A 16,177-nucleotide genomic window follows, 5' to 3' on the forward strand; every position below is an offset into this window, starting at 1 on the left:
AGCGACACGAAGGGCGACCGGTCCCGGCCGTCCACCGCCGACGGATCTCCGGCCACATGTACGCATACGCCCGGTTCTTACCGCCCTCACACCGGACTCTTCACCTCCTGTGGGACCCCGCACACCGGCCGCGACTACGTTGCCATGTCGTGCACTTGGCAGAAACACAACTGGTGGCACCCGGGCGGCGGACGCAGTCGGCGGTGTCCGCGGCCCGGGAGAATCCCGACGCTCCCGCACAGTGGCACCGCGTCCTCACACTTCTGGCCGATGTGAGCCTGTTCATCGGCACCCGGTCGGTGTGGACGCAGGCGGCCACGCACCGCCTGGTCCTCGCGGCCGTGATCTCCGTGTGCTACGCGGCCATCCTGGTCACCGGCGTGCTGGCCCTGACGGTCCGTCGGACCCGCTCGCTGGCCCGGCTCGACCTGGTGGTGCTGGTGACGGCGGTCACCCTGGTCCTGTGCACCTGGGCCCTGAACCACGGCGGCGGCGACGAGGCGGTCCTCACCACCCAGGCCGCCCGGGAACTCTCCGCCGGGCACACCGTCTACGGGCAGCCCTGGCCCTGGCTGTTCACCGGCAAGGGCGTGGCGCTGACCCCGACGACGAGCGGCGGCTACGACCTGACGTACGGCTATCCGCCGCTGGCCCCGCTGCTGACCGCGCCGTTGCTGTGGCTGGGCCATGGCGGCGCGCCCGCCACGGCGGTGAGCACCGGGGCGCTCGTCGTGGGCGCGGTCACGCTGTGGCGGATGCTGCCCGCGCCGTGGCGGTCGGCGGCGACCATGGCCTGTCTGGGCTTCGGCTTCCTGCCGACGTACGCGCGGCTCGGCTACCCGGCGATCATCGGGCTGGCCCTGCTGGTGCCGGTGGTGGTGCGCTGGCCGCGGATCGGGCGGGGCGGGCGGCTGGGCGCCGCCGGGATCGCCCGGGCCGCGTGCCTGGGCGCGGCCTGCGCCGCGCAGCAACTCCCCTGGTTCGTGGCGCCGTTCCTGCTGGCCGGCCTCTACGCCGTGCGCCGCGGTGAACTGGGCGGCCGGGCGGCCGCCCTGGTGATACTGCGGCTGGTCGGGGTCGCGGCCACCGCCTGGCTGCTGATCAACACGTACTTCGTCGTGCAGGAGCCGGGTCCCTGGCTGGACGGGATCGCGCTGCCGCTGACGCAGGGTGCGGTGCTGCACGGTCAGGGCCTGGTGGGCGTCTCGCTGTACTTCACCGACGGCAGCGACCGCCTTGACTGGTACGGGCACGCGAGCATGTTCCTGGCGGCCGCGCTGCTCGCGTTGTTCGTGCTGTTCGTCCGGCGGCTGGGTCCGGCGGCGACCGCGCTGCCCTGGTGCGCCTTCTTTCTGGCGATCCGCTCCCAGGACGGCTACTACCTGATGATGACGCCACTGTGGCTGGCGGCGGCGGTCACGGCCGGGCCCGCAGAGTTCGAGCATGCCTGGCAGCCGCGGCCCCGGCCGCTGACGGGTGTGCGCCGCCGGGCCGCGCTGGTCGCCGTGAGCGCGCTACTGGTCTCCCCGGCGCTGCTGAGCGCGGCCCTGGCGGTGACCGGCGCGCCGCCGCTGCGGATGCGGGTCACCTCGGTGCGGCACGCCTCCGCGGACGTGGTCTCGGCGCTCACCGTGCGGGTGACGAACTCGGCGGGTGACGCACTCACCCCGCACTTCACGCTCACCACCGGCCAGGGCATGAGCAGGTACTGGTCACAGGTGCGCGGCCCGGCGACGATTCCCGCCCACAGCACGGCGACCCTGGAGCTCCGGCCGCCGGGGGGCCGGTTCCCCCTTCCCCGGCCGAGCGTGCGGATCCGGCTGCGCGCGTTCACGGCCACTCCGCAGACCCTGTCCAGTCAGGACGTACGGCTGCGGGGGACCGGCGGCGCGGGCTGACGGTCGGTTCAGGCCGCCCGGCGCGTTGGTGCGCCCCCGCGCGTTGGTGCGCCCCCGCGCGTTGGGCCGCCGCCGCGCGTTGGTGCGCCGCCGCGCGTTGGTGCGCCGCCGCGCGCCGGTTCAGGCCGCCGCGCGGGTGAACCGGAGCGTGGCGGTCACGGTCGTCAGGCCGCGGAGCATGCCGAGCTGGTTCCAGCCCAGGCCGAACTGTTCGCGGTCCACGGTGAACTCGGTCTCCAGCGTGAACGCGTCGGCGTCGGCCTTGGTGAGCTGCGCGGTCACGGTCTGCGGGCGGCTGATGCCGCGGACCGTGAGCCGACCGGTGATCTGCGCGCTGCCGTCGCCGTCGCGGAGTTCGGCGCCCTGCGCCGCAAAGGTGATCTCCGGGTGGTGGTCGGCGTCGAAGAAGTCGGCCGAGCGCAGATGGGCGTCGCGTTTGGCGCTCTTGGTGTCCAGGGAGGCGGCGCCCAGGGTCACGGTGCCGGTGGCGGAGCCGTCGGACCGGACCTCGCCCTGGCCTGCGACCGCGGCGAAGGTGCCCTTGACGGTGACCAGGCCCCAGAAGGTCTTGTGCCGCAGCGCCACGGCGGAGGCGGCCGGATCGACCTTCCAGAGACCTGTTTCCACGGCGACGGTCATGGTCGTACCCCTTCGATGACTGGCTCGAATCAATGGCTCGAATCAATGGTTCGAATCAATGGTTTGAATCAACGATTCAAGTCGATGGTTCGAGTCGATGGTTCAAATTTGGATGAGCCAAACGCTAGCCTACGATCCAAATTTGGACAACAGTTAGACTCGAACCCATGGCCGCCCACGACGAACCCCCCGCCGACCGGCCCGCATGCCCCTCCGCGGAGGGAACCGGGCTGCTCCCCGACGAGTTGCGCGCCTGGATGCTGCTGCTGGCCGCGACCGGGGCGGCGGAGCAGCGGCTGCGCTCCGTGGTGAAGCAGGCCCTGGACATCTCGCACGACGAATTCCTGATCCTGTGTCTGCTGGCCGAGCAGCCGCAGGGCGGTCTGCGTATGACCCGGATCGCCGAACTGCTCGGCCGCCCCAAGACCCGGCTCACGTACCAGATCGCCTGCCTCCAGCGGCCCGGACTGGTCACCCGGACAGCCGTCTGCGGGGACAAGCGGGGCGTGGAGGTCGCCCTGACCGACAAGGCACGGCGGCTGCTGCGGGAGTCCTCCGGGCTGATCGCGGAGGCGGTCAAGGACGCGCTGGCCGAGTTCGTCGGACCGGCCCAGCGCGCGGCCGTCCTCGGCCTGCTGCCCGGACTCGCGGACGGGACCCGCTGACGGGCCGACGCCCGGCCGACGCCCGGCCGACGCCCGGCCGACGCCGGTCCGCGCGTCCCCCGCGGAAGCCCGAAGAGGCACAGGTCACAGGGGTGGCGAGGGCAACGTCACAGCGCGTGCTCCGCTGCCGTGCGAGCGGGCTGGCCTAGCATCCGAGCATGACGGTCCTGCCTGACGACGGGCTCTCACTGGCCGCCGAGTTCCCTGACGCGACACACGAGCAGTGGCAACGCCTGGTCGAGGGTGTGCTGCGCAAGTCGGGCAAGGAAGCCTCGGGTGCGGCAGCGGAGGACGCCCTGTCCACGACGCTGGAGGACGGGCTGCGCACCCGCCCCCTCTACACCGCGCGCGATACCGCGCCCGAGCCCGGCCTGCCCGGCTTCGCCCCGTTCGTCCGCGGTGGCCGCCCGGAGGGCAACACCGTGACCGGCTGGGACGTACGGCAGCGGCATGCGGCGCTCGCCGACGGCGCGGTCCTCGCCGACCTGGAGAACGGCGCCACCTCGCTCTGGCTGCTCGTGGGCGCGGGCGGCATCCCCCTGCCCGCGCTGCGCCGCGCGCTCGACGGCGTCCATCTGGACCTGGCGCCGGTCGTGCTGGACGCGGGCCGGGACGTCGAGGCGGCAGCGGCGCAACTGCTGGGGCGGTACGAGGAGCAGGGCCTCGCCCCCGAGGCGGCACGCGGCAATCTCGGCGCGGACCCGCTCGGGTACGAGGCCCGCACCGGCGACCGGCAGGACTTCGCCCCGGTCGCGGCGCTCGCCGAGCGCTGCGCCGACGGGTACCCGGGGCTGCGCGCGCTGACCGTGGACGCGCTGCCGTACCACGAGGCCGGGGGCTCGGCCGCGCAGGAACTCGGCGCCTCCCTCGCCACCGGCGTCGCCTATCTGCGCGAGCTGACCGGGGCCGGGCTGACCGTCGAACAGTCCTGTGCCCAGCTGGAGTTCCGGTACGCGGCCACCGCCGACCAGTTCCTGACCGTCGCCAAGCTGCGCGCGGCGCGCCGACTGTGGGCGCGGGTCGCCGAGGTGTGCGGCGCGCCGGACGCGGGCGCACAGCTCCAGCACGCCGTGACCTCGCCGGTGATGGCGACCCGTCGCGATCCGTGGGTGAACATGCTCCGGGCGACCGTGGCGACGCTGGCCGCGGGGGTCGGCGGCGCCGACGCGGTGACCGTGCTGCCGTTCGACCACGCGCTGGGTCTGCCGGACGCGTTCGCCCGCCGGATCGCCCGCAACACCTCCACGATCCTGCTGGAGGAGTCGCATCTGGCCCGGGTGATCGACCCGGCGGGCGGCTCCTGGTACGTGGAGCGGCTCACCGATGAACTCGCCCACGCGGGCTGGGAGTTCTTCCGGTCGATCGAGCAGGACGGCGGCCAGGCGGCCGTACTGCGCTCGGGCCGGATCCGCGCCGACCTGGCGAAGACCTGGCGGGAGCGCACGGCGCGGCTCGCCACCCGGCGTGAACCCATCACCGGCGTCAGCGAGTTCCCGCACCTGGCCGAGCAGCCCGTGACCCGCGCGCCGGCGCCCGAGCCGCCGTCCGGCGGGCTGCCGCGGGTCCGCCGCGACGAGGCGTTCGAGGCGCTGCGCGCCCGCTCCGACGCCCATCTGGCGGCGACCGGATCCCGGCCGCGGATCTTCCTGGCCGCGATCGGCCCGGCCGCCGCGCACACCGCGCGCGCCACGTTCGCCGCCAACCTCTTCCAGGCGGGCGGCATCGAGCCGGTCACCGAGGGCGACTTCGCGGACAGCGGCGCCACCGAGGCCGTGCTGTGCTCCAGCGACGCGCTCTACGCCGAACAGTCCGAGCAGATCGCCGCGGACCTCAAGGCGGCCGGTGCCCGGCAGGTGTCCCTGGCGGGCCGGCCCGCCGGATACCCGGGCGTCGACTCGTACGTCTTCGCGGGCTGTGACGCCGTCGCCGTGCTGTCCGCGACCCTCGACCGCATGGGAGTGTCCTGATGGGAATCCCCGACTTCTCCGGCATCGACCTGGGCAGCCCGGACCCGGCGGGCACCGCCGCGGACTGGCGCACGGCCGTGCGGCGGGCCACCGGGGGCGAGGAGCCGCTGTGGGAGACACCCGAGGGCATCGGCGTCAGGCCGCTGTACACCGGCCATGACCTGGCGGGCCTGGACTTCCTGGACACCTACCCGGGCATCGCGCCGTATCTGCGCGGCCCGTACCCGACGATGTACGTCAACCAGCCCTGGACGATCCGCCAGTACGCCGGTTTCTCCACCGCCGAGGAGTCCAACGCGTTCTACCGGCGCAATCTGGCGGCCGGTCAGAAGGGCCTGTCGGTCGCCTTCGACCTGCCCACGCACCGCGGCTACGACAGCGACCATCCGCGGGTGACCGGTGACGTCGGCATGGCGGGCGTGGCCATCGACTCGATCTACGACATGCGGCAGCTGTTCGACGGCATCCCGCTGGACCGGATGACCGTGTCGATGACGATGAACGGCGCCGTGCTGCCGGTGCTCGCGCTGTACATCGTGGCGGCCGAGGAACAGGGCGTGCCGCCCGAGAAGCTGGCCGGGACCATCCAGAACGACATCCTCAAGGAGTTCATGGTCCGCAACACGTACATCTATCCGCCGAAGCCGTCGATGCGGATCATCTCCGACATCTTCGCCTTCACCTCGCGGCGGATGCCCCGCTACAACTCGATCTCCATCTCCGGCTACCACATCCAGGAGGCGGGCGCGACGGCCGACCTGGAGCTGGCGTACACGCTCGCGGACGGCGTGGAGTACATTCGCGCGGGCCGGGCGGCGGGCCTGGACGTGGACGCGTTCGCGCCCCGGCTCTCCTTCTTCTGGGCGATCGGCATGAACTTCTTCATGGAGATCGCGAAGCTGCGGGCGGCCCGGCTGCTGTGGGCCAAGCTGGTCTCTCAGTTCGCGCCCAAGAACACCAAGTCGCTGTCGTTGCGCACCCATTCACAGACCTCGGGCTGGTCGCTGACCGCACAGGATGTGTTCAACAACGTCACCCGTACCTGTGTGGAGGCGATGGCGGCCACCCAGGGCCACACCCAGTCGCTGCACACCAACGCGCTCGACGAGGCGCTGGCGCTGCCCACCGACTTCTCGGCGCGCATCGCCCGCAACACCCAGCTGCTCATCCAGCAGGAGTCCGGCACCACCCGGGTCATCGACCCGTGGGGCGGCAGCGCCTACGTCGAACGGCTCACCCACGACCTCGCCCGCAGGGCCTGGCAGCACATCGAGGAGGTGGAGCGAGCGGGCGGCATGGCGCAGGCCATCGACGCCGGCATCCCCAAGCTGCGGGTGGAGGAGGCGGCGGCCCGCACGCAGGCCCGTATCGACTCGGGGCGGCAGCCGGTGATCGGCGTCAACACCTACCGGGTCGACAGCGACGAGCAGATCGAGGTCCTGAAGGTCGACAACTCCGCCGTGCGCGCCCAGCAGATCGAGAAGCTGCGCAGGCTGCGCGCGGAGCGGGACGAGACCGCCTGCCGGGACGCGCTGGACGCGCTCACCCGGGCCGCCGACGGCGAGGGCAACCTGCTGGAGCTGGCCGTGCACGCGGCGCGCGCCCGGGCCACCGTCGGCGAGATCTCCGACGCCCTGGAGAAGGTGTACGGGCGGCACGCGGGCCAGATCCGTACGATCTCCGGCGTGTACCGCAACGAAGCAGGCGAGTCCCCGTCCGTGGACCGCACCCGCGCCCTGGTGGACGCCTTCGAGGAGGCCGAGGGGCGCCGGCCCCGCATCCTGGTCGCCAAGATGGGCCAGGACGGCCACGACCGCGGTCAGAAGGTGATCGCGACCGCCTTCGCCGACCTGGGCTTCGACGTCGACGTCGGCCCGCTGTTCCAGACCCCCGCCGAGGTGGCCCGCCAGGCGGTCGAGGCGGATGTGCATGTGGTCGGGGTGTCCTCGCTGGCCGCCGGCCATCTCACCCTCGTACCGGCGCTGCGCGAGCAGCTCGCCGCGGAGGGCCGGGAGGACATCATGGTCGTGGTCGGCGGGGTGATCCCACCGCAGGACGTGCCGACCCTGCTGGAGATGGGAGCCACGGCCGTGTTCCCGCCCGGCACGGTGATCCCGGACGCGGCGTACGACCTGGTGCAGCGGCTGTCGGCCGACCTCGGCCACGACCTGTAGGGCGCCATGGCGGCGATGGATCTCGACACCTATGTGAAGGGCGTGCTCGACGGGCGCCGGGCGATCGTGGCCCGCGCGATCACCCTCGTGGAGTCCACCCGGCCGCAGCACCGGGTGCTGGCGCAGGAGTTGCTCACCGAGCTGCTCCCGCACGGCGGCCGGGCCCGGCGGATCGGCGTGAGCGGGGTGCCGGGCGTGGGCAAGTCGACGTTCATCGACGCGTTCGGCACGCTGCTGACCTCGCTGGGGCACCGGGTGGCGGTGCTCGCCGTCGACCCGTCCTCGACCCGTACCGGCGGCTCGATCCTCGGGGACAAGACCCGGATGGAGCGGCTGGCCGTGGACCCGGCGGCGTTCGTGCGGCCCTCCCCCAGCGCGGGCACGCTGGGCGGGGTGGCCAGGGCGACCCGGGAGTCGATCGTGGTGATGGAGGCGGCCGGTTACGACGTGGTCCTCGTGGAGACCGTCGGCGTCGGCCAGTCGGAGACCGCGGTCGCCGACATGGTCGACTCCTTCCTGCTGCTCACCCTGGCCCGTACCGGCGACCAGTTGCAGGGCATCAAGAAGGGGGTCCTGGAGTTGGCCGACGTGATCGCCGTGAACAAGGCGGACGGCCCGCACGAGCGGGATGCCAGGACGGCGGCGCGGGAACTGGCGGGCGCGCTGCGGCTGATGCACGGCAGAGACGCGTTCTGGACGCCGCCGGTGCTCAGTTGCAGCGCGCGGGAGTCGACCGGCCTTGACACGGTGTGGGAGCGGCTCGAACAGCACCGTGCGCTGCTGGAGTCCACCGGCCGACTCAGCGCCAAGCGGCGTGACCAGCAGGTCGGCTGGGCCTGGTCCATGGTCCGCGACGAACTGCTCGGCCGGCTGCATGCCGACCCGGCGGTCCGCGCCATCGCCCCCGAGCTGGAACAGCGGGTCAGGGACGGCTCGTTGACGGCGACCCTGGCCGCACAACAGATCCTGAAGACGTTCGGCGAACGGCCGGCCTAGCCCCTGTCGCCTTTCGCCCGGTGGGCAGCGCCCCGAAGGCGCGGGGAACTGCGCGCCCAGCCACGATGCCGTCGCAGCCGACCGACAGCACAGCACGGCCCGCCCCGCGGAGCGCCCAACGCTGGATCAGCGGGCGAAAGGCCGCCCGTACGTCGGACTTGGCGGCCTCGACCTAGGCGTCGGGGCCGGGGCCCTGTTCCGGGGGCGCGGGGGCCGACGGGCGCAGGGAGAAGGGGGCGCGGTGGGATGGGGGTCCTGCCTCTGTCAGCGGTCTGTCGGTTATCAGCGGTCTGTCGGTTATCAGCGGTCTGTCGGTTCCTGCGGCGCCCGGTGACACCACCCCCCGGATCAGGCACACCGCAGCGCCGTCGACAGGGGAACAGTCATGCCGGGCCCGGAGGCCGGGAGCCCCCTTGCGGGGCCACGAAGAAGGTAACGGGGGACGGGGGGCGGCCCGGCCGTCGCTACCCGTCGCGGCCGTCGCCGTTGCTCTCGGGCGGCAGTGGACCCGTCACGGTGGTGAGCCGCCGGTAGGCGGCACGGGCGTTGACCAGGCGGGCGAGCACCGTGCCCACGAGCGTGGCGCCGAACAGGCACGAGAGCCAGAACGTGTCACGGTGGGCGGCCCAGGTGAGGGTGCCCGCCGGGGGGATGCCGAAGCCGTTGAGGAGCAGCCAGCACAGCAGGGCGGTGCCGGGTGCCGCCGCGAAGCGGGCGCACAGCCCGAGCAGGGCGGCCAGCAGGGACAGCACGGTCAGCGCGAGCATGGGCCGGTACGAGCCCACGAGATGGTTGAGGAGGCCCACGAGCACCGAGGCGCCGCCGACGGCACCGGCCCACACCAGCGGCGTCGCGACGGGCTCGGGCACGGGGGTGGCCCCGGAGCCGAATGACATCCACTCGATCATGCTGACGCTTCCTTCCGGTCCTGCCCGGTGCCGACGGAGGGTGGTGCCCGACGGGCCCCGCCGGCCGGTTCCGGGGCGCTCGTTAGAGTGTCACCAACCGTTTTGCAAAGGAACAGTCAAACCGGACAGGGGGCCGAGTGGGCGCCGCACGCATGAGCAGTACGCCGTTGCCGGGCATCGGTGTGCGCTACGACCTGACCACGCGGGAACAGCGGCGCCTGTCGGTGGTGGCCCATCGGGACGGCTCGCGGACGCTCAGCGCGTACCGCGCGGACGACCCGGACGCCTGCGCCCTGTCGGTACGGCTGGCCTCCGGGGAGGCGGACGCGCTCATCGACGCGCTGATGCCCCAACATCACAGCCCGAGCCTGCTGTCGACGACCGAGCTGGGCCTGGTCGCCGAGCGGGTCGAGCTGTCCGCCACGTCCCACTGGAACGGGCGGCTGCTGGGAGAGACCCGGATGCGGACGGAGACCGGTGTGTCCATCGTGGCCGTGCTGCGCCGGGCCGGGGCGATCCCCTCACCCGGCCCGGACTTCCGCCTGGCCGGCGGCGACACCCTGATCGTGATCGGCACCCGTGAGGGCGTGGACGCGGCAGCCGAGATCCTCGGTCGGGAGTGACGGTCCGTGCACTCCTCCGCGGTCTTCCTGATCGAGTTCGGCGCGGTCCTGTTCTGCCTCGGTCTGCTGGGCCGCTTCGCCGGGCGGCTGCAGTTCTCGCCGATCCCCCTGTACCTGCTCGCCGGACTGGCCTTCGGCGAGGGCGGGCTGCTGCCGCTGAACGCCAGTGAGGAGTTCGTCGCCACCGGCGCCGAGATCGGCGTGATCCTGCTGCTGCTCATGCTCGGCCTGGAGTACACGGCGAGCGATCTGGTCTCCAACCTCAAGACGCAGTACCCGGCCGGTCTGGTGGACGCGGCGCTGAACGCGCTGCCCGGCGCGGTGATGGCACTGCTGCTGGGCTGGGGCCCGGTCGCCGTCGTGGTCCTGGCCGGGGTCACCTGGATCTCCTCGTCCGGGGTGATCGCCAAGGTGCTCGGTGACCTGGGGCGGCTCGGCAACCGCGAGACCCCGGTGATCCTGAGCATCCTGGTCCTCGAAGACCTCTCCATGGCGGTCTACCTGCCGATCCTCACCGCCCTGCTGGCCGGTACCGGGCTGGCGGCGGGCAGCGTCACGCTGGCCATCGCTCTCGGGGTCGCCGGGCTGGTGCTGCTCCTCGCGGTGCGCTACGGCCGGCACATCTCGCGCTTCGTCTCCCACGACGACCCGGAGAAGCTGTTGCTGGTGGTGCTCGGGCTGACCCTGCTGGTGGCCGGGGTCGCCCAGCAGCTCCAGGTCTCCGCGGCGGTCGGCGCGTTCCTCGTCGGCATCGCGCTGTCCGGCGAGGTCGCCGAGGGCGCCCACCATCTCCTCGCGCCCCTGCGGGACCTGTTCGCCGCGGTGTTCTTCGTCTTCTTCGGCCTGCACACCGACCCCACGGACATCCCGCCCGTGCTGCTGCCCGCGCTCGCGCTGGCCGTCGTGACCACGCTCACGAAGATCGCCACCGGGTACTGGGCCGCCCACCGGGCCGGGATCTCCGCCAAGGGCCGCTGGCGGGCCGGTGGCACCCTCGTCGCCCGCGGCGAGTTCTCCATCGTCATCGCCGGACTCGCCGTGACCGCCGGGACCGAGCCCTCGCTCGGCCCGCTCGCCACGGCCTATGTGCTGATCCTCGTCATACTTGGGCCGCTCACCGCCCGCTGGACCGAGCCCGTGGCCCTGCGACTGATACGCCGGTTCGGCAAGCCGACGGTCGCGGCCGAGGCACCGGCGGAGGCGGAGGCCGAGGCGACGACCGAGGCGGAGGGCGCGGTCACGGCACCGCGGGACGCCGCGGAGGACCCGGACGCGGTCGGCCGCCCCTGACGCCGGGCCGACCGGCCTGGTCGCCCCGCGTCACCGGGGGCCGGTCGGGCCCGGTCGCCTCTGCCCGGCGGGGTAACCCGACAGCACGCCGTCACCCACCTGCGGCACCATCGTGGCCGAGCGCACAGTTCCCCGCGCCCCTTCAGGGCGCCTGCCCCACCGAGGACGGTCCGACAACACGGCAGCATCCATGGGCAGTTACGCCTTGACCCGACCGCACCCGCCCCACAGGGCAACCCCGACCGCACGCCGTCACCCACCTGCGGCACCACCGTGGCCGAGCGCACAGTTCCCCGCGCCCCTTCAGGGCGCCTGCCCCACCGTGGGCTATCAGGCCGTCGGCTCCTTGTGTCCCACGCCGCACCACATCGGCAGTGGGCCGCCCGCCGAGACGGTGTCGGCGTCGGGGCGCCACTGCGGCAGCTCGACCACGCCGGGGTCGAGGATCCGCGTGCCCTCGAAGAACCGGGACACCTGTGCATGGGTGCGTGGCGTCGCCTGCTCGGCGGCGCGCTCGTTGTAGACGCGCATGGACTGGGAGACCTGGTCGGCGCCGATGTCCGAGGCCGGATGCGACAGCACCAGGAAGCTGCCGGCCGGAAGGGCTTCCAGGAGTCGCCGCGCGATCCCGTACGGGTCGTCCGCGTCCGGGATGTACTGGAGGACCGCCACCAGCATCAGGCCCACGGGCCGGGACAGGTCGAGGGTCTCGCCCGCCTTCGCCAGGATGCGGTCGACGTCCCGCAGGTCGGCCTGGAGATAGTCGGTGACGCCCTCCGGCGTGCTGACCAGCAGGGCCTGGGCATGGGCGAGTACGACCGGGTCGTTGTCGACGTAGACGACCCGCGCGCCCGGGTCGGCCCGCTGCGCCACCTCATGGGTGTTGTCGGCGGTGGGGATACCGGTACCGATGTCGAGGAACTGCCGCACCCCGGCGCGGCTCAGCTCGCGAACGGCTCGGCCGAGGAAGGCGCGGTTGGCCCGGACGGCCGGGATGATCTGCGGGTTCGCCGCCGCCGCGAGGCGGGCCGCCTCCTCGTCCGCCGGATAGTTGTCCTTGCCGCCGAGCCAGGCGTTGTAGACGCGTGCGGGGTGCGCCACCGACGAGTTGAAGGGTGCCATGCCGCCGGTCAATCTGTCGCTCATCGTTCGGTCCTAGTCGTTCGCGTGTGCCGACGCGAGCACACTAACCCACGTTCTGATCATCTCTGATCATCAACGGCCCCTGCGTCAAGGCGCGTTCGGATAGGGAAAAGACCGAGGTCAGCGGCCCCGGGGGGTGGCAGCCCCCGGGGGTACGGGGGGACAGCCCCCGCCCGCTTCGGGTGCCTGGCAGGCTGTCCCGGCCGGTCCGCCGTCACGAGACTCGACAGCATGACGATCTCCACGGACACCTCCGTCGCGGCCGGCCCGCCCGCCCCCCGCCGCCGTGCGCCCGGCTCCGGCTCCGGCTCCGGCTCCGGCTCCGGCTCCGGGGCGGGCAGCGACTTCGCCCGGCTCTCCCAGCGGATCACGGACGCGGGCCTGTTGAAGCGGCGCCCCGGCTACTACACGGTTCGGCTCGGCCTGGTGATCGCGCTGCTGGCGACGGGCTGGGGGATCTTCTTCGCGCTCGGCGACACCTGGTGGCAGCTGGCGGTAGCCGCGTTCATGGCGCTGACGTTCGGCCAGATCGCGCTCGTCGCCCATGACTTGGCCCACCGGCAGGTGTTCCGGCGGCGCCGGCCCAGCGAGATCTGGGGCCGCCTCTTCGGCAACCTCGGCATCGGCATGAGCTACGGCTGGTGGATGAACAAGCACACCCGCCACCACGCCAACCCCAACCACGAGGAACTGGACCCCGACGTCGCCCCGGACATCCTGGTGTGGTCCACCGAGCAGGCCGAGCACAGCCGCGGCCTGGCCCGGCTCATCGGCGGTCACCAGGCCCTCCTGTTCTTCCCGTTGCTGACACTGGAGGGCTTCAACCTGCATGTGGCGAGCGCGCGGGCGCTGCGCTCGCCCTCCATGCGCAGCCGCCTCCTGGAGGGCACCCTGCTCTTCCTGCACATCGCGGGCTATCTGTCCGCGCTGTTCCTGGTGCTCTCCCCCGGCAAGGCGGTGGCGTTCCTCGCCGTTCACCAGTGCCTCTTCGGCGTCTACCTCGGCTGCACCTTCGCACCCAACCACAAGGGCATGCCCACCCTCCGCGGTGACGAACGGCCCGACTTCCTGCGCCGCCAGGTGCTCACTTCCCGCAACGTGACCGGCGGCCTGCTCACCGACGTACTGCTCGGCGGTCTCAACTACCAGATCGAGCACCACCTGTTCCCCAGCATGCCCACGCCCCATCTGCGACGGGCCCAGGTCATCGTGCGCGAGTACTGCGCGGAGATCGGCGTGCCCTACCACGAGACCGGACTGCTCCGGTCGTACCGCGAGGCCCTCACCCATATGCACCGGGTCGGGGAACCGATCAGGCGGCAGCGTAGGGCGTCCTGACGGCGCCGGGAGCGTCACATTCCCTGCCTGCTACGGGCGTTGGCCTCGGCGACCAGCACCCGCAGCACCCCGTAGGGGGGCGTCACTCGTGGCTCAGGAGGTCGGAGATCTGTTCGCCGATCGTCTGCCATGCCTCGTCCGGGAGGTCGCCGAGGTGCTGCCTCCGCAGTGAACGCAGCACCTGCCCGGCGTCGGTGTCGGCCTCGCACGCCGCGCTGCCGCTGAGCACGTCGTAGCCGTCGCGGACGGCGACCCGGAGCCGGGTGCGGTCATCGGCGTCCGCGTGCAGCGCCGTGGCGACGACGAGTGGCGGCGGCCCGCCGGCCTCGCCGGGCAGCTTGCGGTACGCGCTGGCGATCGGGGCCCGCCAGTGGAGGCTGAGCAGCAGCGGGCGTTTGGCGGTGGCCTCGGCCAGGTCGGTCTCATGGATGCCGTCGGCTTCCAGGACCCGGGCACGGGCGTCCAGGACGAGGGCCGCGGGCAGCAGGCACCGCAGGGCGCTGCCGACGATGTTGCCGCCGACGGTCGCCGTCCGGCGCACGGCGCCGGTGCCGACGGTGGCGGCGGCCAGGCGCAGGACGTCCGGTACCCGCTCGTCCACCCGGTTCAGCACGACGGCGCCGCCGAGGGATTCGCCCCCGATGACATTGGCCTCCGGCAGGTCGCGCAGGGACATGGCCTGTTGGGGGAAGCCGTCGCGTTGCCAGGCGGCCCACACCAGTGTCGCCCCGCCGATCGGGACGGCCCCCTCGGCCAGGCACTCCTGGGCTTCGGACACGGACATGGGGAACCGCAGCAGCACGGCGACCGACCTGCCTTTCGTGGGGAGTCGAAGGCGGAAGAGGCAAGGGGTCGACCTTCGCCCCACCGGCACGGCGCATCTTTGCCACACAGCGGGGGGCGCGTAAAGGGCTCACATGGGCATGAGCTTGGGCATGGGCTTGGGCACAAGGATGAGCGCGAACAGGAAAACTGACGGTGCCTCAGAACGGGTGTCCCTGCCGCGCGTAGACCGGACTTCGGGTTGACGCTCCACGGCCGGCCGCGCCGGACCGCCTGAGCGCAAAGTCCGTGCGCGGCGGGTTCAGGACCGGCTTGCCGCCTGCCCTGTCATCCTTGTCATCCTTCGAAGCGATAGCCCATGCCGGGCTCGGTGATCAGATAACGCGGGTGGGACGGGTCCGTCTCCAGTTTGCGGCGCAACTGCGCCATGTAGACCCGTAGATAGTTGGTCTTGTTGCGCTGCGAGACGCCCCAGACCTCCTGAAGCAGGTGCTTCTGCGTGATCAGCCGCCCGGGGTTGGTCACCAGGATCTCCAGCAGGTGCCACTCGGTCGGCGTCAGCCGCACGTCCCGCCCGTCCCGTACGGCCCTCTTGGCAAGCAGGTCGATGCTGAAGTGCTCCGTTTCCACCAGGGTCGTCTCGGGGACGAACGGCGTGTCCCCGGTGCGGCGGACCGCGGCCCGCAGCCGGGCCAGCAACTCGTCCATGCTGAACGGCTTGGTGACGTAGTCGTCGGCGCCCGCGTCGAGCGCGGCGACCTTCTCGTCGGACGCCCGACGGGCGGAGAGGACCAGGATCGGCACCCGGGTCCAGCCGCGCAGCGCCCTGATGACGTCCACGCCGTCCATGTCGGGCAGGCCGAGGTCCAGCAGCACCACATCGGGCTGACGCGCGGCGGCGAGGCGCAGGGCCGTGGTCCCGTCGGGGGCGGCGTCCACGCCGTAATGGCGTGCTTCCAGATTGATCACGAGGGCCCGTACGAGCTGCGGGTCGTCCTCCGCCACCAGCACCCGGGTCATCGGGTCTCACCTTCGTGGATACCCCGGCCTTCAGGCTGGGGAGGAAATGAAGCTCCTGCGGAGCAGGGCAGGGAAAGCCGGTTCGCTGTCAGGGCGGATTGGCGTGCAGTGTCCACCGGTCGGCATCCGCCACTCACATGGAATCTGATAGCGTGTAAGGTATGACGCGGCAAGTCAAGCGGGCGTTCAAGTACCGCTTTTACCCCACGGACGAGCAGGCGGCTGAGCTGTCGCGCACGTTCGGCTGCGTCCGCCTTGTGTACAACAAGGCGCTTCAGGAGCGCACGCGGGCCTGGTACGGCGAGCAGCGGCGTGTCTCCTACGTGCAGTCGTCGGCCGCGCTGACGCAGTGGAAGAAGACAGAGGAACTGGCCTTCCTGACCGAGGTGTCCTCCGTCCCGCTCCAGCAGGTGCTGCGCCACCTCCAGACGGCGTTCGGGAACTTCTTCGCCAGGCGCGCCAAGTACCCCCGGTACAAGAGCCGGAAGAAGTCGCGTGCGTCGGCCGAGTACACCCGCAGCGCCTTCAACTGGCGCGACGGGCAGCTCACCCTGGCCAAGACGGCCACCCCACTGGACATCCGCTGGTCGCGTCCGCTGCCCAAGGGGACGGAACCGACCACGGTGACCGTGTCCCGCGACGCTGCGGGCCGCTGGTTCGTGTCCCTGCTGTGCGAGGACACCATCGCCCCGGCCCCCGCCACCACGGCGGCGGTCGGCATCGACGCCGGGAT

Annotated in this window: 14 protein-coding genes; 9 read left to right on the forward strand and 5 right to left on the reverse strand. The window is 72.2% G+C overall.

Going from position 1 to position 16,177, the window contains the following annotated elements:
- Window positions 1-173: 173 nt before the first annotated feature.
- Window positions 174-1,898, forward strand: coding sequence for a hypothetical protein (locus ACWEKM_RS09665; RefSeq protein WP_451620620.1), 1,725 nt, complete (start codon window positions 174-176; stop codon window positions 1,896-1,898).
- A gap of 120 nt (window positions 1,899-2,018) precedes the next feature.
- Here the strand turns inward: ACWEKM_RS09665 and ACWEKM_RS09670 are convergent, their stop codons facing one another.
- Window positions 2,019-2,537, reverse strand: coding sequence for a YceI family protein (locus ACWEKM_RS09670; RefSeq protein ID WP_451620603.1), 519 nt, complete (start codon window positions 2,535-2,537; stop codon window positions 2,019-2,021).
- 167 nt (window positions 2,538-2,704) lie between these two features.
- Here ACWEKM_RS09670 and ACWEKM_RS09675 point away from each other — a divergent pair, with 167 nt between their 5' ends.
- The 4 genes from ACWEKM_RS09675 (at window position 2,705) to meaB (ending at window position 8,339) form a co-directional block, all read left to right on the forward strand.
- Window positions 2,705-3,202, forward strand: coding sequence for a MarR family winged helix-turn-helix transcriptional regulator (locus tag ACWEKM_RS09675; RefSeq protein ID WP_451620604.1), 498 nt, complete (start codon window positions 2,705-2,707; stop codon window positions 3,200-3,202).
- Between the two features lie 158 nt (window positions 3,203-3,360).
- Window positions 3,361-5,169: a methylmalonyl-CoA mutase family protein gene (locus ACWEKM_RS09680; RefSeq protein ID WP_451620605.1), complete on the forward strand. Its 1,809-nt coding sequence runs from the start codon at window positions 3,361-3,363 to the stop codon at window positions 5,167-5,169.
- A complete protein-coding gene (gene scpA, locus ACWEKM_RS09685) occupies window positions 5,169-7,343 on the forward strand; it encodes a methylmalonyl-CoA mutase (RefSeq protein WP_451620606.1) in 2,175 nt (724 codons plus the stop codon). Before ACWEKM_RS09680 ends, scpA begins: the two co-directional genes overlap by 1 nt.
- Before the next feature lie 6 nt (window positions 7,344-7,349).
- Window positions 7,350-8,339, forward strand: a complete 990-nt coding sequence (gene meaB / locus ACWEKM_RS09690; RefSeq protein ID WP_451620607.1) for a methylmalonyl Co-A mutase-associated GTPase MeaB — start codon at window positions 7,350-7,352, stop codon at window positions 8,337-8,339.
- A gap of 464 nt (window positions 8,340-8,803) precedes the next feature.
- On the opposite strand, the gene ACWEKM_RS09695 is transcribed toward meaB, so the two are convergent.
- Window positions 8,804-9,247: a hypothetical protein gene (locus ACWEKM_RS09695; protein ID WP_451620608.1), complete on the reverse strand. Its 444-nt coding sequence runs from the start codon at window positions 9,245-9,247 to the stop codon at window positions 8,804-8,806.
- 152 nt (window positions 9,248-9,399) lie between these two features.
- On the opposite strand from ACWEKM_RS09695, the gene ACWEKM_RS09700 reads away from it, so the two are divergent.
- Together ACWEKM_RS09700 and ACWEKM_RS09705 are read left to right on the forward strand one after the other, a co-directional pair.
- Complete coding sequence (locus ACWEKM_RS09700) at window positions 9,400-9,870, forward strand: cation:proton antiporter regulatory subunit (protein WP_451620609.1); 471 nt, start codon at window positions 9,400-9,402, stop codon at window positions 9,868-9,870.
- Window positions 9,871-9,876: 6 nt separating this feature from the next.
- Complete coding sequence (locus ACWEKM_RS09705) at window positions 9,877-11,160, forward strand: cation:proton antiporter (protein WP_451620610.1); 1,284 nt, start codon at window positions 9,877-9,879, stop codon at window positions 11,158-11,160.
- A 330-nt stretch (window positions 11,161-11,490) separates the two neighbouring features.
- On the opposite strand, the gene ACWEKM_RS09710 is transcribed toward ACWEKM_RS09705, so the two are convergent.
- Window positions 11,491-12,306 (reverse strand): SAM-dependent methyltransferase, encoded by an 816-nt coding sequence (locus ACWEKM_RS09710; protein WP_451620611.1) that lies wholly within the window; start codon window positions 12,304-12,306, stop codon window positions 11,491-11,493.
- A gap of 228 nt (window positions 12,307-12,534) precedes the next feature.
- On the opposite strand from ACWEKM_RS09710, the gene ACWEKM_RS09715 reads away from it, so the two are divergent.
- Window positions 12,535-13,641, forward strand: a complete 1,107-nt coding sequence (locus ACWEKM_RS09715) for a fatty acid desaturase family protein (protein WP_451620612.1) — start codon at window positions 12,535-12,537, stop codon at window positions 13,639-13,641.
- 82 nt (window positions 13,642-13,723) lie between these two features.
- On the opposite strand, the gene ACWEKM_RS09720 is transcribed toward ACWEKM_RS09715, so the two are convergent.
- Together ACWEKM_RS09720 and ACWEKM_RS09725 are read right to left on the reverse strand one after the other, a co-directional pair.
- Window positions 13,724-14,443: an FAD binding domain-containing protein gene (locus ACWEKM_RS09720; RefSeq protein WP_451620613.1), complete on the reverse strand. Its 720-nt coding sequence runs from the start codon at window positions 14,441-14,443 to the stop codon at window positions 13,724-13,726.
- Window positions 14,444-14,760: 317 nt separating this feature from the next.
- Window positions 14,761-15,444 (reverse strand): response regulator, encoded by a 684-nt coding sequence (locus ACWEKM_RS09725; protein WP_451620614.1) that lies wholly within the window; start codon window positions 15,442-15,444, stop codon window positions 14,761-14,763.
- A gap of 161 nt (window positions 15,445-15,605) precedes the next feature.
- Here ACWEKM_RS09725 and ACWEKM_RS09730 point away from each other — a divergent pair.
- On the forward strand, window positions 15,606-16,177 hold a 572-nt coding region (locus tag ACWEKM_RS09730; RefSeq protein ID WP_451620615.1), incomplete at its 3' end, for an RNA-guided endonuclease InsQ/TnpB family protein.

The sequence above is a fragment of the Streptomyces sp. NPDC004752 genome (assembly GCF_053601275.1).

What these genes read in the sequence shown, in the direction of transcription:
- ACWEKM_RS09670 (WP_451620603.1), bottom strand. Translation starts at nt 2,537, where the DNA reads ATGACCGTCGCCGTGGAAACAGGTCTCTGGAAGGTCGATCCGGCCGCC.
- ACWEKM_RS09675 (WP_451620604.1), top strand. Translation starts at nt 2,705, where the DNA reads ATGGCCGCCCACGACGAACCCCCCGCCGACCGGCCCGCATGCCCCTCC.
- ACWEKM_RS09680 (WP_451620605.1), top strand. Translation starts at nt 3,361, where the DNA reads ATGACGGTCCTGCCTGACGACGGGCTCTCACTGGCCGCCGAGTTCCCT.
- scpA (WP_451620606.1), top strand. Translation starts at nt 5,169, where the DNA reads ATGGGAATCCCCGACTTCTCCGGCATCGACCTGGGCAGCCCGGACCCG.
- meaB (WP_451620607.1), top strand. Translation starts at nt 7,350, where the DNA reads ATGGCGGCGATGGATCTCGACACCTATGTGAAGGGCGTGCTCGACGGG.
- ACWEKM_RS09695 (WP_451620608.1), bottom strand. Translation starts at nt 9,247, where the DNA reads ATGATCGAGTGGATGTCATTCGGCTCCGGGGCCACCCCCGTGCCCGAG.
- ACWEKM_RS09700 (WP_451620609.1), top strand. Translation starts at nt 9,400, where the DNA reads ATGAGCAGTACGCCGTTGCCGGGCATCGGTGTGCGCTACGACCTGACC.
- ACWEKM_RS09710 (WP_451620611.1), bottom strand. Translation starts at nt 12,306, where the DNA reads ATGAGCGACAGATTGACCGGCGGCATGGCACCCTTCAACTCGTCGGTG.
- ACWEKM_RS09715 (WP_451620612.1), top strand. Translation starts at nt 12,535, where the DNA reads ATGACGATCTCCACGGACACCTCCGTCGCGGCCGGCCCGCCCGCCCCC.
- ACWEKM_RS09725 (WP_451620614.1), bottom strand. Translation starts at nt 15,444, where the DNA reads ATGACCCGGGTGCTGGTGGCGGAGGACGACCCGCAGCTCGTACGGGCC.